Below are 23,633 nucleotides of genomic sequence, written 5' to 3' on the forward strand. Positions count from 1 at the left end.
CTATTCTTTCCATCCGGTAAAGTCTACTTTCAATCAAAATTACACTTGATAATTAACAATATCTCTTAAAGGTGCCACCATTTTTGTACTTGTAGTAGATAGGCTACAATAGTATGGGGCATCGAATGGTTGAGCTGCATACGAGTATATTTTTAGATTTACACTACGGCAGCATATTGGTCAATTTGATAGTTCTCCCACACTTCATTTACTTGCTCCTGTAGTTCTATAGCTATTTCCGGTATGATATCGATTGAGAATATGTTCAAATGGGATGCATTGATCGGTACGATTACCCAATCTTTTTGGATAAATTGGCCCCATCCGTTAGTGTCGGGATGGGGTACATACCTTAAAAAATTGATGTAAGGACTTTTGAACAAACAGCAGGTAGCCGTAATATATTGAGGTTTCAGTTTATATTTTTCCATAGCAAAGAGGTAGTCAACCTCTTCTTTACGCATTTGCATTTTCTTGGGAACAATTGCTTTAAATGTCCGGTAATTTACTTTGGCTAAAAAACCGTATAACACACTTACTAAAAAGAATGCAGTAGCGTAGATTAACGTCTTCTTTTTCCCGAATTGTTGGTGGTTCGGTTTAAACTCGTTAATGGATACTTTGAGCCAGTGTAAGAATCCCTTCGGAGTAGTTCTGTTTGTAAACGAAGCTTTGTTGATAAAGGTATCAAACAGACCAAGCATTGCAACGGCTTTTCCCTTTGCTTCGAGTTGCTTTGTGACCTCGAAAGCGAAGATTCCGCCAGAGGAGTAACCGGTTATTAGATAAGGTCCATCGGGGGTGTGTTTCAATATTTCACTCACATAGTGTGCGGATATTCCTTCAACCGTATTAAGAGGCTTGCTTTTGCCACTCAATCCCATCCCTTGAATACCGTAAAGCGGTTGGTCGGGGTCTAAATAGGGCAATAGGCCTTGTACGAAAAGAACATCTAATTGTGCCCCATGTATCACATATAAGGGCGGTTTGGAACCCATCACCCGTATGGGGATTACACAGTCCCATTTCAACGGATCAATCTTTTCGTCGATGATTTTCCCTAGCTTTTCAATCGTTGAATGCTCAAATAGTGCAGATATTGGGAGACGGTTTCCTGTTTCGCGCTCGATGGCCAGCATCACCTTAACGGCGATTAACGAATGCCCGCCCAGTTCGAAAAAGTCACTGTTTACACTGATAGTTTCGATGGCTAAAAACGCCGCCCATATGTTGTGTAGCTGGAGTTCGGTTGACGTAGTGGGAGCCTTGTAATGTTCCGTCACTCGATTCGCTAATGCCCCTACCGGGCTCGGTAGTCCTGTACGGTCAATTTTCCCGTTTGCAGATATGGGAAACCTGTTCAATATCACGTAAAAGGCCGGAACCATGTATTCAGGTAGCGTTTCCTGCAATGCGCTTTTCCACCGCTTAATTTGGTGTTCCGGAAACCTCACCACCTGAACGGCTTCCTCCGTTTGCTCAGCATGTGTGTGGGTTGATAAAGTTTCCGAAAGCTTTGGCTTTTCGGGGATAACAGTCCATCCTCTCGGAATGAACACCGTTTCAACGCAGCCATCGGAACCGTCGGAAGACCACCTGACATGCGCCGTATATCCTTGTTGATCGCCGATGGCCCACAAATCAGATGGATTGAAACCAGACACCGGTATCGATCGCATCCGATCCTTTAATGCCGTGACGGTCGTATGGTTTTCCGATTGGTTAATCAATTGCTGCAAAACAAAATCCCGGCTCAATCGGCTGTTTGGTATCTGTGTAACACAGATAATCTGGCCAGGATACCTGGAGAGCTGTCGTTGCAGCCACTGTGCGTCCGAATCGGTGCCCCATGTGAGCTCAACATCGGGGGGGGCAGCTTTCGGCGCTGTATCCCCCACGTACAACCAGATGTCATAGTGGCATTTCGTGCCTTCATTGAGGTAGTTCCCGCCCCGTATCTGGACATCGACGCTGCTTATAGCAGGGATCACTGCCGGCAGGTTATAAAAAAAAGCCGGATCAACGCTCAGTTCTTCTTCCTTTTTTATCCGCAATTCGGTCACCCTCCTGAATGTATCAATTGGGGTATGATCCCCCGTAATGGCGAGCTGATCGAGGTAGAAGTGCATCGTAACCGCGCCGAGGGTCTGCATGTCGCCGATGTAGATGCAACCGCCGGCTTTCAGCGCAGATGTGGCTTTCCGGATTACATTCTCCAGGTATTGCAAACTGGGAAAATACTGGGCGACGCCGTGCAGGAAAACCAGGTCATAGGCGTGGGGTTCAATTCCCGTGAAATCGTCGGCCAAGGCGGTATACGCCTTGACGTGCGGCCATTTTTCAGGATGGACGGCTAGCTTTTCTTTTAGTTTGTTTATGGCAACTTCGGAATAATCAGTAGCTACGTATGCTTCCACATCAGGTGCTAAGGCAAGGAGAAGGTGTCCGCCGCCGGTCCCAAGTTCAACGATTTTTTTTGCGTTTAGCGCTTTCAGGCGTTTCAGGCCTTCATGGGTCCACTCGACACCCTGGGCTTCGATATCTGCCCCTTGGTAATATTGGGAGACAATGGCCAGATCTAAATTCTGGTCCAGCAGTGGAAGCATTTCTTCACTTTTTACACCCAGTGCATATAAGTCTTCCCAACGATCTTTCCAAAGCGATGCGTCGTTTGCATCCGGAACGATATACCCAACCAAGGTTTTTTCACCCTTCTGGTCGTCTATCGCGTGTACCACCGCATCTTTTATTCCGCTTTGGCGAAGCAGACATTGCTCGATTTCCCGTAACTCTATCCGATGCCCTCGGAGTTTGACCTGGTGGTCAATTCTACCTACGTACTGGATTTCTCCATTTGGCAGGTACTTTCCCAGATCGCCGCTTTTATACATCATGGCGCGCGATTCGGGAGCATTGGGGTCTGGTATAAATGCATGGGCTGTAAGTGCAGGCTCGCCGTAGTACCCCTCACTTACGCAGTCGCCGGAGATGCACAGTTCGCCAACTTGGCCGATGGACACGTTGTTTCCATTGTTGTCAAGTAGCCGAATTTTAGTGTTTTTTAAGGGCTTTCCTAATGTAATGGGTACGTCGGCAGTCACAATATGTTTGTTTAAAACCGCAACCGTTGTTTCTGTCGGACCGTAGACGTTCCACAGCGACGTACAGCGTTCCAGCAATTGGGCCGCCAATGCCTGACTGAGTGGCTCGCCACCACTTTGAATGACCATGTCCAGACGGGTATTCCATCCCGAATCCACAATCATTTTCCATACGGTGGGGGTGGTAGCCATCCAACTGATCTGGTGGGCGATCATCATTTCGTGAATCTGACGTCCATCGCGGATGGCCTCATCGTCCGCGATGACCAGTGCTGCCCCGGTAATCAGGGGCAGGAACAAAAGCATGGCGGCATCAAATGATATCGGTGTGATAAACAGGAACCGGTCGTTAATTGTCATACCCGGCTCTTCGCGGGTGCTGATGAGGAAATTAACCAGATTGGCATGCGTTACTTTCACGCCCTTGGGAGTCCCGGTCGAACCGGAGGTGAAAATGATATAAAGCAAATCTTCGCCCGTAATCGCCGTAGTTATTGTTTCTTCGTGGTAGTGCTGCGAAGCGGCCACAATTTGCGCGGTCGTAACGGTCTCACCGGCAGCATAACTGAAGGACTGGTTCACAATCGCCAGTTTAGCATCAACCATATTGAGCATCTGCTCAATCCTCGCTTGCGGCAAATGTGGATCGATGGGCACGAACACGCCGCCCACCTTCATGGTCGCCAGCAGTGAAACAATCAAGTCGATGTTTCGGAATAGCACTATGCCCACCCGGTCACCTTTTTTTACACCACAGTCAATCAGGTACCGTGCATACCGGTTTGATTGCCGTTCCAGTTCGGCATAGCCTATATGCCTATCATGGAATACGACTGCCGTTTTTTTGGTATGTATGGCTGCGGCTTCTTGGAACATGCCGTGTACTGTCTGCGACTTATCGTACGTAAATGCGGTATCGTTCAAACGGTCAATAACTGCTTGTTGATGGGCATCAACTATCGTGTAGGAATTGATTGTGTCGTGTGGACGCTTCAATACGCCATTCAACAGGTGCAGAAATCCGTTAACCATCCGGTCGATGCTTTCATGGTCGAACAGTTCCGTATTGTATGACCATTCCAGCACATATTCTCCCAATGATTGGGTAAGGTTTACGGAAAAATCGAAAACATCAAATTTTCTGGGGTTCGATACGATCGCATAATCCAACTCGTGGAAAATTATCTTTTCGCTGATGCCAAGGTCTACATTGAAAATCGTGGAAATCAACGGCAGTGTGGATTTTTGCCGCTTGATCTTTAAGGTTTTCAAAATGGCACCGTAACAGACCATTTGATGTTCGTAGTCATTCAGTAACTCTTGCTTTCTTTTTCTTAGGTGGGTCGAAAACGTCTGTGCTGGATTTATCGTGCTTCTGATTGGCAATAAGTTGACACAATGCCCCACCAGGTTGAAGTTCCCGGTAGCCAGTTGACCGGAAGTTGGCAATCCGAAAGCGAATTCCTGTTGGCCGGTTAATTTATGGAGGTAAACTTCAAACAGCGCAATTAATACATTCACCATACTGGTGTTGGTCGATTGCCCGAGGTCCTTTATTTTTTTGACGGCATCTTCGTCGAGGCGGCAATCTTTTCGGAAGCTGGCATAGCTCCGGCCGGTAACGTGCGGGTGGTCGAGCGGAAGATTAATTTCGGGAATTTCATCCGTGTATTTTTCAACCCAATACGACAAAGATTCTTTATACGCCATGGTGCGTTCGTGCGCACTTGTTTCGGATGCATAGGTACTGAAGTCGATTGCGGGTTCGAGCGTGACGGGTTTACCCGTCACAGATGAGGTATACAGGGTACCCAGATCTTCCAGGATAATGCCAAAAGACCATCCGTCGCAAACGATATGATGCGCCGTCAATCGGATATGATGCTCTCTTTCGTCCAATTTGAAAATGGCAACCCTGAATAGTGGGCCATTTTTCAGGTCGAAGGGCGACTTTGCATCCGTGACCCCGTAATTTTCAAGTATTTTCGTTCGTTCCTTATCCGTGAGTACTGATAAATCTTCATAATATGGATCTATGCGGCTCTCGGAGTGGATACAAAGATATTCGCCATTTGCACTGATTGTAGCGCGTAGTGCCTCGTGTCGGTCGACAATGGCTTGCAATGCGTCCAGCATCGTCTCCTGCCGGAAATTTCCGCGGAGAACCAACGATAGTGATTCGGTGTAAGAGCAATTGGCCTCGGTTCCCCCGATAATACAAGCGGTCCAGATTTCTTCCTGTGGTTCGGTCAACGGTATGGTTTTTTCGATCTCGCCTTGTGCAAAGGGATCGAAATTGACAGCGATGTAGTGATATTGTTTCACGCGACGTGAGCTAATTTGTTATGATTGGTAGAGATTTTCCCCAAGTATATTGATTTTGTATAGGTCATAAGTTGTCGTTTTTTCAAATCATTCATAGGCATTGACAAAGCAGACGTTGACCTCGTCGGCCCTCCAAACGGGTCGGAATCGTATTCAATACGGATTTCAATTTGTCCAACGTGTGTAATACTCCAAAATTACATCAGATAACTAAATATGCTCCATTAAATCCGACTAGATTTCTGGGTTTGTAGCATATCTGCTACAAATGGTGATTGGTTTTGTAGTGGTTGCGCTACATCTAATCGTAATTGTAAAAGGTAATACTCAGCAAAGAATTGATGGCAGAAAAAAACATGTAGTTTTGCGTCATTCTTACTTCATAGTTTGGACAAATGGGTTTCGTATCGGTAATAACCGTCAATTTTCATCAAGAGCAAATCACGCTCGACTTTTTACGTTCATTAGCTCGACACGGCCAAGGAGATGTTGTTGAAGTGGTTGTTGTCGATAACGGCGCCAAGGTAGACAATCGCAAAATGTTTCAAACCGCTTGCCCTGACACGGTTTACCTCCGTTCTCCACAAAACCTCGGGTTCGCGGGTGGCAATAATCTCGGTATCCAACATGCCAAAGGGGATTACTTGCTTTTCTTGAACAATGATACCGAAATTACGCCAGGACTTATCGAAACACTCGTCGGTGAATTGGATAGCCATCCCGATATCGGCTTGCTTTCGCCACTCATCCTATACCACGAGGACAAAACTAAAATTCAATATGCTGGCTATACCCCGATGAATTACCTGACGGGACGAAATCGGGGGATCGGCGCCATGGAAGATGACAGTGGCCAATATGACGGGGTAACCACCGAGACCGGTTACTGCCATGGAGCAGCAATGATATGCCGACGAACCGGTTTGGATAGGGTAGGACTCATGCCTGAGCATTTCTTCCTATATTATGAAGAGTTGGATTGGTGCGAGCAGTTTAAGCGGGCTGGTTTAAGGATTGGATTTACAGGAAAAGCCAAGATTTACCATAAGGAATCCATGAGCGTAGGAAAGGGAAGTCCGTTGAAAACCTATTTTATGGTACGCAATAGGTGGCTTTTTATCCGGCGTAACGCCAAATGGCCATCCAAAATAATTTTCAGTTGTTATTACTTAACAGTAGCAACCCCCTTGCTCTTAACTAGATACCTGCTTAAAAGGAAATCGGATTTGATAGTGGCGGCACTGCGGGGCATATGGTGGAATGTTACCCATTCCAAGGATAGCAAAAACCTAGGAATAAATAGGTAGCTCATCGCGGATAGCACTCGCCAGCGTGCCACTGGCTTCCACTAATGGTAACCGAACCGTGGCACCACATATCCCCAACTGGTACAATATCTCTTTCACACCGGCAGGATTTCCTTCGACAAAGCAGAGTTCTGTCATCCGAATCAGTTTGCTATGGATTTTACGTGCTTCTGGATAGTTGTGTTCCAGACATAATTTGGCAAGTTGAGCCACTTCCGTAGGAAACGCGTTGGCTACTACCGATATAATGCCAACTGCACCCAATGCCATCATCGGTAGGGTAGCGGGATCATCGCCGGAGAGCAGTACGAATCCCTCCGGTTTATCGCGCATAATTTTGCTGAATTGGTCGAAACTACCGGATGCTTCCTTTGTGGCTATAATATTGTCTACCTCATGAGCTAGTCGTACCGTAGTCTCCGGACTGACATTACTGCCCGTGCGTCCCGGCACGTTATACAAGATAATTGGCAGGGGAGAGGCCGCTGCCACAGCTTTGTAATGCCGATATATCCCTTCTTGAGTTGGCTTGTTGTAATATGGGCTTACGGAGAGAATAGCTGTGTAGCCTTGCTGGTTAAATGCATTTAGTTGCCGTACTACCTCGGTAGTGTTGTTGCCCCCAATACCGGCGATTAACGGTACGCGGCCGGCTACTGTCTCGGCGGTAAATTTCCAAACGTCTTCTCGTTCATTTTCGCTTAAGGTAGCGGTCTCGCCCGTTGTTCCCAAGGATACCAGGTAGTCCATACCACCTTTGATTTGGTGCTCAATAACGCGTCCTAGACCCTCAAAGTCAATACTTCCATCCGAATGAAATGGGGTAACCAAGGCCACCCCCGCGCCGTAAAGTTCGTTCATAGCCGCCAAAATTAGTGAATTTCTTTCAAGAACCGATCAACTGAAGTAACTCTGCTTCCGAAATGATTGGAACCTGTAACTTCTCGGCTTTGGCCAGTTTGGAAGGCCCCATTTTATCGCCCGCTACGAGGTAGTTGAGCTTGCCCGAAATGCTGCTCAGTAATTTACCGCCATGTTTTTCAATAAGGGCGGTTAGTTCTTCGCGGCTGAATTGCTCAAATACGCCAGAAATAACGAAGGTTTTGCCAGACAGCGAGTCGCCGAGGCGCACTATGGTCTTTTCCCGCACGGAAAGTTGGAGGCCGTATTCTTTCAGTCGCTCGATTTGTTTTTGATGGATTTCAGTAGCGAAGTAGTCCGTTACGCTTTCAGCGATTCGCTCACCGATTTCATATACCGATGCGATATCTTCTTTGGTTGCATGAGCTAAGTTTTCGATGGTTTTGAAATGTGCGGCCAATTTTTTTGCAATGGTTTCGCCCACATATCGGATGCCCAATGCAAACAGCACCTTCTCAAAAGGCTTTTCTTTCGATTTCTCAATTCCCGCCATCATGTTATCAATGGATTTCTGCCCGAACCGATCCAGTTGCTTGAGTATATCTTGTTTATCTTTGAGCAGATAAATATCGGTAATGTCGTTGAGTAGACCTTGCGTGAAAAAAGTGTCGACGGTTTCATCGCCCATACCTTCGATGTCCATGGCCTTCCGTCCGATAAAATGTTGCATTCGACCAACGATTTGGGGAGGGCATCCTTCATCATTCGGACAATAATGCACGGCTTCCCCTTCTTTGCGGATGAGGGCTGAGCCACATTCGGGACACGCGCTCGGATAGGCGATGGGCTGGGCATCCGCAGATCGCTTCAACATATTCACACCCATTACTTTTGGAATGATTTCGCCACCCTTTTCTACAAACACCGAATCACCGATCCGTAGATCCAGCCGTTCAATTTCATTGGCGTTGTGCAGGCTTGCCCGTTTTACGGTGGTGCCGGCCAGTAGTACGGGTTTCAAGTTGGCTACCGGCGTTACTGCACCGGTGCGGCCGACTTGGTACGTTACATTTAAGAATTCTGTCTCTACCTGTTCGGCTTTATATTTATAAGAGATTGCCCACCGGGGTGATTTGGCGGTAAACCCCAGCTCTTCCTGCTGGCCGTAGTCGTTTACCTTAATGACAATGCCGTCGATATCATAACTAAGGTTATGGCGTTCCTTATCCCATTTGGCTATAAATGCTAATACATCGTCTATATTGGTGCATAAGGCGGTGTGCTCGCACACATGGAACCCCCATGATTTTACCGCTTTGAGGCTATCCCAATGGTTGCTGAAAAGCCGGTTACGGTTTTCGCAATAAAGGAAATAGAGGAAGCAGTCAAGCGGGCGACGCGCCACCTCTGCAGAATCTTGCAATTTAATGGTACCTGCTGCGAAGTTACGGGGATTGGCATAGGCCACATCGCCATTTTCAATTCGTTCGTTATTGAGCCGTTGGAATGCCGGTCGGTGCATGAAAATTTCACCCCGTATTTCGAACACTTGGGGATATCCATTCGTCCGTAGTTTATTTGGGATCTTTTTGATGGTACGCACATTGGCGGTTACCTCGTCGCCCTGCACTCCGTCGCCCCGGGTAACGGCCCGTTTCAATACTCCGTCTTCATAGGTAAGGCTAATGGATAGGCCGTCAAATTTGAGTTCACACACGTATTGGAAGTCGTTGCCAATGGCCTTGCGTACCCGGTCATCAAAATCGCGCAGCTCTTGCTCATTATAAGTATTGCTCAATGAGAGCATGGGCCACCGGTGGCGCACGGTCTGGAAACGCTGTGTGATATCGCCTCCAATTTTTTGTGTAGGCGAATCGGGATCGACAAATTCGGGAAACAGTCGTTCCAGTTCTTCCAGTTCCTTCAGCCGTTGATCGAAATCGTAGTCTGAAATAGATGGATTGGCTAAGACATAGTATTGGTAATTATACTCGCTGAGTTCTCTCGTAAGCTCGTCGATGCGGATAGCTGCTTCTGCTGGTGACATGGCAGCTAAAATACTACTTTTTACGGATCATTCCTCCAGCTTATTCCAGATTTCATAGATCGGATTCCCGGTCGAACTCAACCCGGAGTGATGCCAAGCCCCATTTCTAATTTCGCCATCGAAAGTAAGCGAGGCGCCCACGCGTTCGTTATCTCGCGAAAAAAATTCAATGTTTTCGGTATACTTTCCATTTTCAAAGGTATATGATCCACCTCCGGTACCTGAAAATTCACCGGTTTTGATATTAATGGCTACCCATTGGAAGCGCTGGCCACTTAATATTTTCAAGGTTCTGCGGTCATGTAGCGGCATCTGGCTAATGTCTTCACCTTGTTTCCGACCCGTAATACGCCAAACCCCTGCCATCGGTCCTTCGTTGGCATCGGAGCGTTCCCACGACACGCGGCTACCCGAGAGGTTGGTGGTCAACTTGTTTCCTACGCTGATGTCGAAGGTGCTGGTTGTGCCAATCCAAGCGTCATTCGGCTGTTCGTCCGCAGCTTTTTCGGTGTCGTATTGCCAAGTTATTGTCAGTCTGCCATTTTCGACGGCATAGGTGCCGCCCCGTGTTGATATGAATTTTTTATTTTTCACATCAAACACGCTATGAGATAGGTAGCCATCTACAAAAACGGCGGTTTGCCGGACATCTCCCTGCTGGAAATGCCATGCGCCTGCCAACGCTTGCGATTGATGTGCTTCGCCTCTCAGGAAAACGGCGCAGGTGAAAAGCAGGGAAAGCAATACAGATTTTTTCATGGTTTTACTATTGGTTTCACAAAATAAAAAGAACAACGCCAACAGACTCGCTGTTGAGATTAACTCAACACCTAACTAAGGTAACAACTATTTACGCAAAAAGATTGGTGTGTAGCTGCTATTTTACAAAAAAACGTTTTGGATCGAGCTTGCTGAACACCTGTCTGCCGTGCATGTAAAACGCCCAGATAAAACTGCCCCGATAAAAGCCGGGTACGTTCCTGCCTCTACCGTTGCGATTCCGTTTTCGGGCATTTTTGAATATATCCAGAAAAAACCGTTGATGGGCGCGGCTGATTGCCCATGCATCACGGAATTTACCTACGGCCATAAAATGTATGAGGGCAACCAAATCAAACCACATACGGGCAAAAATCACCCAAAAGGCATGTAAAAGTGGCAGATTTTTCTGAAGCATGAACAAATTGTTGCGAAAATTAAGGTATGTCTTCTGGGGATTGCTGGTTGTTAATGTACCGCCCCCGACGTGGTAAACTACCGACTGCGGGCAATATCCAATCCGGTAACCCGCACGTTGCAGGCGCCAGCACAGATCGATTTCCTCCATATGTGCGAAGAAATCCGCGTCAAATCCACCCGACAGCTCCCAATGGTGCTTTTTGATAAAGAACGCAGCCCCGCTCGCCCAAAAAATATCGAAAGGATCGTCGTATTGCCCATGGTCTTTTTCCAATACATGAAGCATACGTCCGCGACAGAAAGGGAAGCCATAACTGTCGATACAGCCCCCTGCCGCACCTGCATGCTCGAAATGGTCACGTAAATAATACGATCTGATTTTCGGCTGGGCAACAGCCATATCGGCGTTATTTTCGAGTAATTCAACTACAGGGGTTATCCAATTTGGCGGCACCTCCACATCGGAGTTTAGCAAAACGAAATAGTCGGCTTCAACGCTTTTCAGTACTTCATTGTATCCACCAGCGAAACCTAAATTACGGTCATTCTGTACAATACGAATGTTGGGATAGACGGTGTGCACAAACTCCACGGAACTGTCGGTGGAGCCGTTGTCGCCGACGATAAACTCGATATTTGGGTAATCGCTATTATATACCGACGGTAAGAATTTTTCCAGGAAAAACCTTCCGTTCCAATTCAGGATGACTACGGCTACTTTTGGGTAATGGTTCATGATACGGCTTTCCTTTTCCATCGGCGGTGCGACCATAACCACAGCTCCGGCTTGCGGCGGATGATATCTTCAGTGAATTTATTGTGGATATTGGTGATACCATGATCAGGCACCGCGGCAGGCTCTTCTACCAACGTGGTGAAAGTACAGCAATAACGCCCCCGCCTTATGCGGTCGATGTGGCAAAAAACCACGGGGAATCCGGTAGCCCGCGCAATCTTCTCCACGCCCGTGTATACCGGCGTTTTCTGATTGAGAAAGTTAATGAAATAATGTGTGTCACTACGTCCGGGCGTCTGGTCGGCTACGAACATGCTGATATGGGGTCTCTCCCTGAACGCAACGATTTTGCGCAACGTCTGCTTCATGGGTACCATTACAGCGCCGAATCGGCTCCTGATGGCATTATAAACAGTGTTCATGGTTTTATTACGTAGCGGCTTATAGATAATTAATGTGGGGTGTTTTGTCAGTAAACTAAGCCGGTGTATTCCGAGTTCCCAATTGCCGTAATGTGCTGTTACACCGATTACGCCTTTGCCTGCACGAAAATGGCGTTCCAGCTCTTCGGTTTGACGAAGCGTTATGCGCTTCTCGACAGTAGAGGCAGAAATGCTACGCATTTTTATTGCTTCTACCAGCAAATCCGGGAGAAAACGGTAAAATTTCCGGGCAATGCGCCGCCGCTCTTCCTCGCTCTTTTCAGGGAACGCATTTTTTAGGTTTTTGAAAACGACCGCTTTCCGATAACCAACAATATGGTATAGCAACACGTAACCAAAATCCGACAACAGGTAGAGCACCCCAAACGGCAGCAGGGAAAGTATGTAGATAAAGAAGGACAAAATGGAAACGTTTCGCATATTGGCCATTGATGGTGCACGAAGCCGCAAACTTAGATAAAGTTATGTTTAAATGCAATACGATTAAATTGTGTATAAACATAACTTTATCTAAGTTTACCGCGCAAATATATATATCCCGTTATATATGGATAATCCTCGTATTTTACCCGCTTGTTATTTACCCCCGGTTTCGTATTTCCACGTGCTTAATGGCTCTTCGGCGTCTATTCAGCTTGAGCAGTATGAACACTATCCGAAACAGACTTATCGGAACCGCGCATCCATCTATTCTGCCAACGGCAAGCTAAACCTGATCATACCGGTGAAGCATGGCAATAAAAACCATATGGCCATGAAAGATGTACGCATCAATTACGAGGCCGACTGGCAGCGCTTGCACTGGGCCAGCCTACAGACGGCCTACCGTAGCTCGGCCTATTTTGAATATTACGAAGACGATTTTGCTCCATTCTATCAACAGCGTTTCGAATGGTTATTTGACTTTAATGAAGCCCAGTTGGTGCTGTTACTACGGTTGCTGAAAATAGAGAATGAGGTAGGCCGCACGATGGGTTATCACGACGAGTATCCACGTGGCATGGACTTTAGGCAGGTCATTCATCCAAAAAAGAATCCTGCAGGTAACATAAAGCCTTATTACCAAGTGTTTGCGCCTAAGCACGGTTTCATCGCCGATCTCAGTATTGTGGACCTGCTATTTAACCATGGTCCGCAAAGCAGGGGTTATCTCTAAATTTGAAACCTTTTTCACCCAATCCTGTTTTAGTGTCAGATTTGAATTGGAAACGATGCGGAAAAGATACTTCTTCCTTTTATTCATGCTGCTTGCTGGTGAGGCGGTAGCTCAACCCGACCCGGATTCACTCCATTATCGTAAGGTGTTTGTTACCAGTGGTATGGGATGGGGATTCGCATTGGGTGAAACCAATGAAGTGCTACAGGCAAAGTTCTCGAATAGCCTTGGGCTGGACATTTCGCTAGCGAACAAACGTTACTTTGCATACCCTTCCATCGATTTCCTGACTTTTCGATACAACCAGCAGGTAAGTGATCCCGATTATCCTTACGATTTGGATCGCGGCCGCAGTAACTTCTATATTCTTAACCTAGCTGGTGGTATACGTAAACAGTTGGATAAGCTGAATGCCTATGCGTTTGCCGGGCCTGGGATTGGTATTGTCGTCGAGCCACGGGCGATGGTCTCACCAGGCGGTAACCAGGTAACCATCGAAACTTCAACGCATCTTACGCCCACGCTGCGCGGTGGTGTGGGCGCCGATTATAAAATCGGCGGCTTCTTTCTATTTATCGAAATGGGCTGGCTCCACAATTTTCGACGCATTCAACAGCGTCCGGTCAACGTGTTGTCCTTGTATGGTGGATTGAAAACCGATGTAACCAAACTAAAGGACAACGTTGCGAAGGTGATGGGGATTGAGTAATTATTTTGCTGAAATACTCAATTCCACCACTTCCACATCTATCGCGTTGAAAAGTTTATGTGATGATTTTAGCTCTGCTTCGGGCTTTATTTCGTCGAGTGTGCGCACATCAACGGCGCGTTGTTTCACAATGTCTAATTTGCCGCCAAGGCATGGGTAATTGGTTTCGATATTACCACCATTGAACCCTCGTATCCGGGCGAACCCATCGATACTATTGTAAAAATTGGTCATCGTTATGGGCATAAAGTTATTATACTCCTTTACCTCATTCAGTGTCGATCCCACGCGCAATCCCTCGGCAGTTTGGTACGGCCCGAAATTATTCGCAATGGAAATCTTGGTGGCGGTGGTATAGGGTTCTTTGCTTTCTGCCCAATAAACCGTAATTTCCTCGGCTTCGTTTGGAAACACTTTTGTAACATGTACCGTTTGGCCATCTACTTCTACCGTTCCGTTTTCAAGGTTATCGGCACCGATTGCGCTATCCAGTGCAGTGTAAGAATACATCAATTTCACCGGCCCGATGCCCTCGCATGTAATGGCGTTGGGGTCTGCTTGGGGTATTTCCTCTTGTTGTTGTTTCTGCGTCTGTTGGCAAGCTGCTGTAATTAGAATCAGCAATGAAATACTCAATAGTCTGGTCATAATCTCTTAGTTAATGTTTGCGTTTGCTAAACTAAGGAAAGTGACGAAGCTTTCAAAATGCGTCGAGAAAAGCGTTATCGTGCTGTGCCAGCTCGCGTGAAATATTTATAATACCATGGGTCGCGCAGATCGCTGATGATGACACCTTTGCTGGTAGATACATGCACGAATTTGTGATTGTGCAGATAAACGCCCACGTGGTCGACATTTCGTCGGCCGAACGAGAAGAAAACGAGGTCGCCCTCCCGCAATTGTCGTTCATATTTCCGTTGAATGTGTTCGGCCATATCTTTTGAAGCCCGCGGCACATCCTTGTCATACACTTCCCGCATGACCAGGCCCACAAAGGCGGAGCAATCCAGCCCTCGGTGGTCGGTTCCACCGGTGCGATGTGGCACACCTATCCAATTGTCTATAAAGCTATACAGTTCAGGGCGTTGCAATTCATCAACTGGCACACCCAGTACCGTGGCATACCCCTCAAGCAGTTGTTTCCCAGCTCGTACATCCTTTGGTGCGGATGAAGCGTCGGTGATGATGGCCCTTTTTGCCGCATGTTTGCCCGGTTTGGATATGACTGTCCGATGGGATGGTAGTGCATTCTTGCGTGTTAGGCATCCGCTAAAGACCATCGTTGCCGTCAATAAACAGCATAAAAGGCCAATACCGGGACCATTTGCTTTCTCCCATTTTGGCGAATGCACTTTATTTGGATGGGTTGTTCTCGCACTCATTTATATTGGACGAAGGTACACGTTTTGGTCAACTGTGCCAAAAGAGGTTTTGTAGAATGTAGCAGTAGTTGAGTGAAGCTTCTCCGAGTTATTTTGAAATCAAAAGCCGTACTTCCCCATTGACATATAGGTTGTTAAAGGAATAGACTGATTTAACGGTGGAGCCATATTGTCCACTCATCAAATTTGTCGGTTAATGTAGCAGAAATGCTACTTATTTGATTTTTCAGGTCCCACTCCCGTACGAGGCCTTAAAAACATAGATATCTTTGCATGATATAGTTTAAAAACGCTAAATAATATCTCTTAGAAGTATAGTTAACAACCGATTATGTGCAAATATTTAATTTGTATTGCCTTCTTGTTGAGCAGCTTCATGACCAAGGCAGATGCTGTTGAAATAAGATATCATGCACCGGACGCAACGCATGTAACCATGGTCTGGGGGATAAATTATTGGAAATTAGTTGAAAATAGGCCTGCTGGCACCACCATTCAAGATAAAGTAATGCATTCACCGATGGTTAGGGATGGAGATGATTACGTTTTAAAACTTCATGTTCCAGACAGCTGCTCTATTGAGTATATGTTTCGATTTGAAAAAGAACAACGTTTTTTTCTGAAAACAACGCGTGTTGAGTATTGGGACTACAATCAATTGGCAAGCGAACGTTTTTATCAAAGCAAAAATGATGGAACGGTCGTGAAGGTATCGACGGACGATAGTCAATTACAACCTATCAAATACATCTCGCTATTAACGTATTCTACTGTATGCTTTTTATTTTTTTCCCTGCTTGCCTTACTTCTTTTTATCACTGAAAAATATATGCTAAAAAAAGCATCCCGTCCGCTGAACTCAAACGCCTTGTTTTTTGCCATACCTATTGCACTTTCAATCATTTTAATCGTGATTAGGATCATGATCATGGGAGAGTTGGGCCGGTTCGTGGTTTCCCCCATAACGAGTCTACCCCTGCTATTAAAGGCTTGTTTACAAGATTTTATATATACCGTTGTATTAACCGTTGTATTCGGATTTTTATTTCTTATAAAAAAGAACAACCCTCGTCCGGTATTATGGATATTCGCGAGTTTTGCAATCCTATCCATAGTGATCGGAGTCGCGAACATCAAAATAACAGAATTGTTGGGAATGCCTTTTAACTACAGATGGCTATATTATTCTGATTTTTTGATGAGTTCAGATGCGTCGCGTGCGATTGGCGACCATATTGATAAAAGCTCATTGTTCGCATACCTACTAATGGTCCTTGCTGCGATCCCTTTAATTTGGCTTCTTTATCGGCTTTTGGCTCAACGTCCATTAATCGCAGCGTTATTTTTAGTGCTGGCTTTCAGTGCGGCTTGCCTGGCCAAACCGAATTTGCCAATTGCGGAAGGGAAGAAGGAAAATCCCGTTATTTACTTTGTTTCCTCCTTATTTCAATCCAACGGTCTGCCAGCTATCCACAATAAGGGCATGGATGCTCATCAATTCATGAAGAAGAACGAGTATGTTTTGGATACACCGTATCGATCAACCTTTAATGAACACGACATCAAGAACGTGATTATTTTTGTGATGGAATCAGCATCAGCTGAATACATTACCCCCTTCAATCCTCGTTATCAAGCCACACCTTTCCTTGATTCCATTAAACATGCCGCTGTGTTATTCGATGCAGCTTACGCCCACGCTCCGGCAACCAATAAATCGATGGTATCTCTTCTTTGTGGCAGTTACCCTTACCTGTCTTATAAGGCTATCACCGCAGAGAAGCCAGACATTAAATGGCCATCGATCACTTCAGAGTTAAAAAGATCGGGTTATAGAACCTCGTTCTTTAATTCAGGAGACAATCGCTTTCAAGGTGCCGATTCGTTCTTAAAACATAGGGAGATAGATGAAATACGGGATTTTCGACAAAATTCTTGTGATGCGCCGATTTTTTCTGAACCGCAGTACGCCGATGAAAATCTTGATGGAATCAGTGATGCCTGCTTACCTGTCGTTTTTTTCGATTGGTTGGAAAAAGATCGAGTTACCCCGTTTTTTTCAATGATGTGGACTTACCAAACGCATTATCCTTATTATTCAACAAGTAAAAAAATAAATTTCAACACGAATAATGAAATGAAAGAAAGGTATCTGAATGCATTGCACGACGGAGACCAAACCTTGAAAGAATTGGTGAGAGGGTTAAATGAAAGGGGCCTCCTCGACGCAACTCTTATTGTTGTTTTGGGGGATCACGGCGAAGCCTTTGGCCAACATGGGCAAACCTCGCATGCCGGAGGGATATTTGAAGAGAATCTTCGTATCCCTTTAATTTTTATTAACCCGCAACTCTTCAATGGCGAACGGCGAACGACGGTGGCCGGTATTAGTGATGTGGCACCCACTATTTTTTCCATCTTAAGAAAAACAGTCCCCAACGAATGGCAAGGCGAAAATTTATTTAATAAAAACAGAAGAGAGAAAGTATACTTTTTCACCCCCTATTCAGATTGGCTTTTTGGCTGTCGAGAAGGAGATTTTAAGTTTATTTACAATGCAACAACGAATGCTTCGTACTTATACAATTTAAAAGAGGATCCGGGTGAGACCGTCAATATTGCGGGCGAACAACCTGATTATGCGGAACAACTAGGTAATGATTTAAACGCTTGGGTCGAATATCAGAAACAGCATGTAACCGCTTATTTGAAGTAGCCAATTTCGTACTAATAGCCCTTAACTTATGTAGCGGAAACACTACTAATTTGGTTTTTTCGAGTTTACTTTTGGATAACTTCCTGATATCCTAAATACATTTGCATCTTTAAAATGGTAAATTTTAATCAACTTTTCCGATTAGTCGGTGAATTAAACGTTTGTTACGATGTGGGACTGGGAAGTTAATACCAAACGGCCTTGGTTTAAGGTAGGGATTCGTGAATTATCCCAGTATAAGGGGTTAATTCTTCGCTTATCCAAAAGGGATCTGCTTGCGGGTTACCAGCAGACTTTAATCGGGCCGTTATGGGTTGTCGTCCAGCCCTTGCTGACGACGTTGACCTATGTCGTGATTTTTTCACGGATTGCCCGGATTGGTACCGACGATGTACCGCCTTTATTGTTCTATCTACCGGGCATTATCCTTTGGAATTATTTTTCGGAGTCTTTGAACGGAACGATGAACACGTTTCACTATAATGCGCATATCTTCAACAAAGTTTTCTTCCCGCGGTTGGTCGTACCCGCTAGCCAAGTGCTAACCAGCAGTTTTCGTATGATCATCCAGTTTCTCATTTTTATATTGATCTATGGCTTCTATATGGTGAGTAACGGATTAGTTGTAAACAAGGCCATATTATTCGTGCCGGTGAGCCTATTGTTATGCGCAGGATTTGCTTTTGGGGCCGGACTGATTATCAGTGTGGTCACAGCGAAGTACAAAGATTTGGATACGGTTTTGCAATTTGTATTACGTTTATTCATGTTTGCCGCGCCAGTTGTTTATTCCAGCACGATGGTTCCAGACGAATGGCGGTGGTTGTTTTGGCTAAACCCACTTACACCTGCTATAGAAACCATCCGATACGCTTTTTTTGGTTCACCAGCATTGCTCACGACGCCTCTTTTAATTTCGATGTTGTCCGTTAGCTTCTTGTGTATCATTGGTTTGGTTATTTTTAAGCGAAACGAGGTGAAGGTAATGGATACGATTTAAGATCATGAGCGATATTTTGATAAAGGCCGAAAACATTTCAAAAAAATACCGTTTGGGCGTTTTGAACGGCAATACCTTGAAGGAAGATCTGCTGTCTTGGTGGCAGCGGAAGGTAAGTAAACGGGCTATGGATGTTACCGGGCAGGATTCGTATTTCTGGGCACTCAAGGATATCGACTTTGAGATTAGGCAAGGTGACGTGGTGGGGCTGATCGGTAAAAATGGTGCGGGCAAATCAACGCTGTTGAAGATTATTTCTCGTATCGTATTGCCCACGACGGGTGTAATACGTGGCAAAGGGCGCATTGCCAGTTTGTTGGAAGTCGGCACGGGATTCCATCCTGAATTGACCGGCCGCGAGAATATCTTTCTAAACGGCAGTATCTTAGGGATGAATAGAAGGGAAATTGAAAGTCGATTTAACGAAATCGTTGATTTTTCCGGTGTGGAAGCTTTTCTGGATACACCCGTAAAGCGATATTCCAGTGGGATGTATGTGCGATTGGCTTTTTCGATTGCCATACATCTTGAGCCGGACATCCTGATTTTAGACGAGGTATTATCGGTTGGCGATTATGATTTCCAGCAAAAATGTTTGGCAAAGATCGATGAACTTTCGAGGAAAAAAGGACAGACGATTTTGTTTGTGAGTCACAACATGCCGTCCGTTAGGTCGCTATGCAATACCGCAATTTATTTGGAAAAGGGGCGTCTGGTTGCGCAAGGCGATGCGCCTTCCGTGGTGTCAAAATACTTGCTCCGGGAAAATGCCTATGTAAATATCCAGCAGTTTAGTGAAAAAGATAACGCACCCGGAAACCATACGATCCGGATCAATGCGGTGAAAATATTGGTAAATAATCAACCGGTTAGAAAAGCGATTGATAGTCAATATCCCATGACGGTCAGCTTTTCGTTTTGGAATTTGGTCGGCGGACATGCGTTACTGAGTGTCAATATGACGGTGATTAACTTTTTAGGAGACGCTATCTTCAGCACAAGGTCTGAGGAAGTATCTTTTAACGATGGATTAATCCATGGCACTTGCCAGATACCTGCCGGTTTTCTGGTTGATGGGTCATACATCATTAGCCTTGTTTTTCTCCAAGATAAACAACATATGTTATTCGAATTTGATCAATGCCTTAGTTTTGAAATGAAGGCGGTGGGAGCGCCATTGGTAGCGGCGGGGAGGTGGAAGGCACCCGTACATCCGCGACTTCCATTTACGCTTACACAAGCTACACAACCTTAACGCCTATTACGATGTTTACGCCTTATACCATACAACACGTTCAATTGTGCGACATAAGAATGCTGACACCTCCGGCTGGAAAGCACTACCTGGTCTTTTGGCATGATCAATATCCGCTTGGCCATATTTGGTATGAAAAAAACTTGGATAAACCGGCTTTTGAGAAAGCAGTGATAGCTGCGATATCACCTGCGCTAAATTACTATCTGAATCTCGTCCGTCCTGATACGGAATTTGATTGGCCGCAGGGGTTGTTTGAGAATGACTTTCGGTCAGGTGAGCTGAACCACAGGTTGGGGAGAATGACGGGCCCGGGCACGGTAAACCAAGCGATTACGGTCGTTATTTGTACACGTAATAGGCCCAAAGAACTCAGGCAATGTATCGAACATCTTAAACGATCCAACGATCAGGACTTTGAACTACTGGTTATAGACAACGCGTCAGATACCGACGAAACGGAGCGTGTAGTTGCGGCATTTGGAGATGTCAGATACATGCGGGAGGATAGGAAAGGTTTGGATATTGCGAGAAATACCGGCATTAAGTATGCGGCGAATCCCATCGTGGCATTTACGGATGATGACGTCGTCGTGGACGTTGATTGGATCACACGGATCAAGGAAGGGTTTGAGAACCCCCAAGTGATGGCATTGACGGGCCTGACGATACCCTCGGAAATTTCGACCAAAGCACAGTATCTTTTCGAGCGGAATTGGGGGTTCAATAAGGGATATCTGCCCCGGACATTCGACAAGGGCTATGTAGACAGCTACCTCAACGTAGGAAATACGCCGCCCGCTTGGGATGTCGGCGCCGGGGCGAATATGGCCTTTCGGAAGGAGGTGTTTAAAGTTGTAGGTGGTTTTGACGAACGCCTCGATGTAGGAGCCTCTGGCTGCAGTGGCGATTCTGAGATGTGGTATAGGATAATGATAGAGGGGTGGAATTGTTATTATGCTCCGCAAATAGTTGTTTACCATCAACACCGGAAAACAATGGCTGAGTTAGATAATCAACTGTTCCATTACATGAAAGGACATGTCAGCGCACTATTGGTCCAGTATGAAAAATATGGGCACATTGGTGACATGAGACGGGTTAAAAGACATCTGCCGTTCATGTACCTTCGACGTACCCTTTCAAGCCTGTTGAGGGGAAGGGCATATGGCCTACGCTCCCTGATTATCGAAGTAAGGGGGTGTATCGCGGGTTGGCAATTTTATCACGAAAACGCGATTCACCGGGATCGCTCGTTATTTGACCTTCCCAGTAAGATTTACCTCGCTAAGCAGGGAGACTCACCGTTGATTACCGTCGTTATTACCTGTTATAATTATGGGCGTTATTTAAACCAAGCCATCGAAAGTGTTAAACGCCAGACGTACAAAAATTATCAGATTATCGTCATCAATGACGGTTCTGAAGATAATACGAAGGCAATTTGCGACATCCATCCAGATGTAGAATGCATCGATACGAAGCGTGTTGGGGTGTCCATGGCGCGTAATACCGGAATATTATACAGTAAAGGTACCTATCTATTGTTTTTAGATGCCGACGATTGGTTGTACCCCAAAGCCTTGGAGTTACAATTGTATTATCTGAATAAATTTCCAGGAATAGCATTCGTGGCAGGCGGGTTTGATCGAGTAGACGAAACCGGCGTGGCCCTTCCCGAGCAGCCGAAATTGAAGCCACACCATGATCATTTTTACCATGACTTATTGATGGGTAATTTTATTGGTTTGCAGTCTAACGTATTGTATCGAAGGGATTTATTTTTCGACTTCTATTTCGACACGAAGCTAAATGGGTGTGAAGATTACGATCTTAACCTGCGGATTAGTAGGCATTTCCCTGGGTTTGCCCATACGCAAAAAATTGCCGCTTATCGTATTCATGAGGCGGGCGCTAGCAACGATTTCGACCACATGAGACGACAGGTCCAGAAAGCCCTGGATAGACAACGTCCACATTTGCGGACTGATGAGGAACACGATGCTTTTGATAAAGGGATGAAAAATTGGGATGCGTATTACAAAAATGCCAACAAACGCTTCGTAAATTAGTCATGGATCTTGAAAGAACACCGCAGGTACCCCCTGCGATTGCCCGGTTACCAGATAGCGACGGCAGGGTCATATGGTCCGTAATGATACCGGTCTATAATTGTATCGTTTATCTCCAAGAGGCGTTGGAGAGCGTATTGCAACAGGCGCTCCCGGCAGACGTTATGCAAATTATGGTCATTGACGATTGCAGTACCGATGGTGATGTAGCAGAGTTGGTATCTGCCGTTGGGAAAGGACGTGTCGGATATTTCAGAAAGGACAAAAACAGTGGCAGCCTTCGGAATTTTGAATCGTGTATTAACCTAGCCAAAGGGAAATATGTGCATATTTTGCATGGCGATGATAAAGTGTCGCACGGTTTTTATGCGGAGATGCAACGGCTTTTCAGTGCATATCCCGAAGTGGGGGCTTGCTATTCTAATTTCAATCACATCGATAGCAATGGTCGGGAGGTTTTGCCGGCTGAACAGCTACAGGAGAACAGTGGTGTAATCGCCAATTGGTTGGAAAAGATCGCTTGCAGAAACCTGATACAGCCGCCAGCAATCATCGTCAAACGTGAAGTTTACGAGCAATTGGGTAGTTTTTTTGCGGTTCACTACGGCGAGGATTGGGAGATGTGGGTACGTATTGCTGCGCATTATTCGTGTGCATATTCACCGAAACTTCTTGCGCACTACCGCGTGCATACGACCAATATCTCAACTCATTCTATCCGTTCCGGCCAAAATGTCAAGGATATCCAAAAGGTAATCGATATCATCAATGATTACCTGCCTCCAGAAAAAAGGCGGCTGCTGCGAAACACGGCGAAAAAGAACTTCTCCCGGTATTTTGCGACGCTGCCCGACAAATTATATCATGAACACCGCCGACGGCGGGCGGCGCTGATGCAAGCTTACCTGGCGTTGAAGATGCATGTCAATATATGGACCGCCAAATACATGGTTAAAATCATCGTAAAATGCGTCATTGGTTACCGACGAGGGTGGTGAATCCCGCGATGGCCTTTCTTCGCACCAGCATGATGGCGCGCACGTATGGGATGGCGAGTGCCTGTTAATATGCTAAGCACGAGCGCTTGGCAAAAACGCGACATACCGATCCCGGACCACCCAGAGCTAACTATAAAAGGATTTTGTTAAGTTTGCACCATGGTGGTAAAAACAGCGACATTCGTTTGTAGTAATACCCGTGTGGACCAGTTACCGCCGGCCAACCTGCCGGAATACGCGTTCATCGGCCGCTCAAACGTAGGTAAGTCGTCGCTCATTAACGCGCTTACAGGCAACCGCCAGTTGGCCAAAACTTCGCAAACACCGGGAAAGACACAATTAATCA

The 23,633-nt window shown here is 45.9% G+C and carries 17 protein-coding genes; 9 read left to right on the forward strand and 8 right to left on the reverse strand.

Features of this window, described 5'->3' with window-relative positions; translation table 11 throughout:
- Window positions 1-158: 158 nt before the first annotated feature.
- Entirely contained in the window at window positions 159-5,426 is a 5,268-nt protein-coding gene (locus tag ACO1NT_RS08235) for an amino acid adenylation domain-containing protein (RefSeq protein WP_449048083.1), read from the reverse strand.
- A 395-nt stretch (window positions 5,427-5,821) separates the two neighbouring features.
- Here ACO1NT_RS08235 and ACO1NT_RS08240 point away from each other — a divergent pair, with 395 nt between their 5' ends.
- On the forward strand, window positions 5,822-6,733 hold the full coding sequence (locus ACO1NT_RS08240; RefSeq protein WP_449048084.1) for a glycosyltransferase family 2 protein: 912 nt from the start codon (window positions 5,822-5,824) through the stop codon (window positions 6,731-6,733).
- Here ACO1NT_RS08240 and dapA read toward each other — a convergent pair.
- From dapA to ACO1NT_RS08265, 5 genes are all read right to left on the reverse strand, one after another.
- Entirely contained in the window at window positions 6,716-7,594 is an 879-nt protein-coding gene (gene dapA, locus ACO1NT_RS08245; protein WP_449048085.1) for a 4-hydroxy-tetrahydrodipicolinate synthase, read from the reverse strand. The genes ACO1NT_RS08240 and dapA overlap by 18 nt on opposite strands.
- Window positions 7,595-7,619: 25 nt before the next feature.
- Window positions 7,620-9,641 carry an NAD-dependent DNA ligase LigA gene (gene ligA, locus ACO1NT_RS08250; protein WP_449048086.1) on the reverse strand — a complete coding sequence of 674 codons (2,022 nt, stop codon included), beginning with the start codon at window positions 9,639-9,641 and terminating at the stop codon, window positions 7,620-7,622.
- 27 nt (window positions 9,642-9,668) lie between these two features.
- Window positions 9,669-10,400: a hypothetical protein gene (locus ACO1NT_RS08255; RefSeq protein ID WP_449048088.1), complete on the reverse strand. Its 732-nt coding sequence runs from the start codon at window positions 10,398-10,400 to the stop codon at window positions 9,669-9,671.
- Window positions 10,401-10,518: 118 nt separating this feature from the next.
- Entirely contained in the window at window positions 10,519-11,556 is a 1,038-nt protein-coding gene (locus tag ACO1NT_RS08260) for a glycosyltransferase family 2 protein (protein WP_449048089.1), read from the reverse strand.
- Window positions 11,553-12,419: a lysophospholipid acyltransferase family protein gene (locus tag ACO1NT_RS08265; protein ID WP_449048090.1), complete on the reverse strand. Its 867-nt coding sequence runs from the start codon at window positions 12,417-12,419 to the stop codon at window positions 11,553-11,555. Before ACO1NT_RS08265 ends, ACO1NT_RS08260 begins: the two co-directional genes overlap by 4 nt.
- A gap of 127 nt (window positions 12,420-12,546) precedes the next feature.
- On the opposite strand from ACO1NT_RS08265, the gene ACO1NT_RS08270 reads away from it, so the two are divergent.
- Both ACO1NT_RS08270 and ACO1NT_RS08275 read left to right on the forward strand, forming a co-directional pair.
- Window positions 12,547-13,155: a WbqC family protein gene (locus tag ACO1NT_RS08270; protein ID WP_449048092.1), complete on the forward strand. Its 609-nt coding sequence runs from the start codon at window positions 12,547-12,549 to the stop codon at window positions 13,153-13,155.
- A 55-nt stretch (window positions 13,156-13,210) separates the two neighbouring features.
- On the forward strand, window positions 13,211-13,864 hold the full coding sequence (locus ACO1NT_RS08275) for a hypothetical protein (protein ID WP_449048093.1): 654 nt from the start codon (window positions 13,211-13,213) through the stop codon (window positions 13,862-13,864).
- Here ACO1NT_RS08275 and ACO1NT_RS08280 read toward each other — a convergent pair whose 3' ends face one another.
- A complete protein-coding gene (locus tag ACO1NT_RS08280; protein ID WP_449048094.1) occupies window positions 13,865-14,512 on the reverse strand; it encodes a hypothetical protein in 648 nt (215 codons plus the stop codon).
- Window positions 14,513-14,586: 74 nt separating this feature from the next.
- Window positions 14,587-15,246, reverse strand: a complete 660-nt coding sequence (locus tag ACO1NT_RS08285) for a C40 family peptidase (protein WP_449048096.1) — start codon at window positions 15,244-15,246, stop codon at window positions 14,587-14,589.
- A gap of 376 nt (window positions 15,247-15,622) precedes the next feature.
- Here ACO1NT_RS08285 and ACO1NT_RS08290 point away from each other — a divergent pair, with 376 nt between their 5' ends.
- The 6 genes from ACO1NT_RS08290 to ACO1NT_RS08315 form a co-directional block, all read left to right on the forward strand.
- On the forward strand, window positions 15,623-17,962 hold the full coding sequence (locus ACO1NT_RS08290; protein WP_449048097.1) for an LTA synthase family protein: 2,340 nt from the start codon (window positions 15,623-15,625) through the stop codon (window positions 17,960-17,962).
- A gap of 169 nt (window positions 17,963-18,131) precedes the next feature.
- Window positions 18,132-18,962, forward strand: coding sequence for an ABC transporter permease (locus ACO1NT_RS08295; protein ID WP_449048098.1), 831 nt, complete (start codon window positions 18,132-18,134; stop codon window positions 18,960-18,962).
- Between the two features lie 4 nt (window positions 18,963-18,966).
- Window positions 18,967-20,217 (forward strand): ABC transporter ATP-binding protein, encoded by a 1,251-nt coding sequence (locus tag ACO1NT_RS08300; RefSeq protein ID WP_449048099.1) that lies wholly within the window; start codon window positions 18,967-18,969, stop codon window positions 20,215-20,217.
- A 143-nt stretch (window positions 20,218-20,360) separates the two neighbouring features.
- On the forward strand, window positions 20,361-22,289 hold the full coding sequence (locus tag ACO1NT_RS08305) for a glycosyltransferase family 2 protein (protein WP_449048101.1): 1,929 nt from the start codon (window positions 20,361-20,363) through the stop codon (window positions 22,287-22,289).
- Window positions 22,290-22,291: 2 nt separating this feature from the next.
- A complete protein-coding gene (locus ACO1NT_RS08310) occupies window positions 22,292-23,287 on the forward strand; it encodes a glycosyltransferase (RefSeq protein WP_449048103.1) in 996 nt (331 codons plus the stop codon).
- A 159-nt stretch (window positions 23,288-23,446) separates the two neighbouring features.
- The coding region (locus ACO1NT_RS08315) for a GTP-binding protein (protein ID WP_449048105.1) at window positions 23,447-23,633 on the forward strand (187 nt) is incomplete at its 3' end.

The sequence above is a fragment of the Parapedobacter sp. genome, assembly GCF_053550995.1.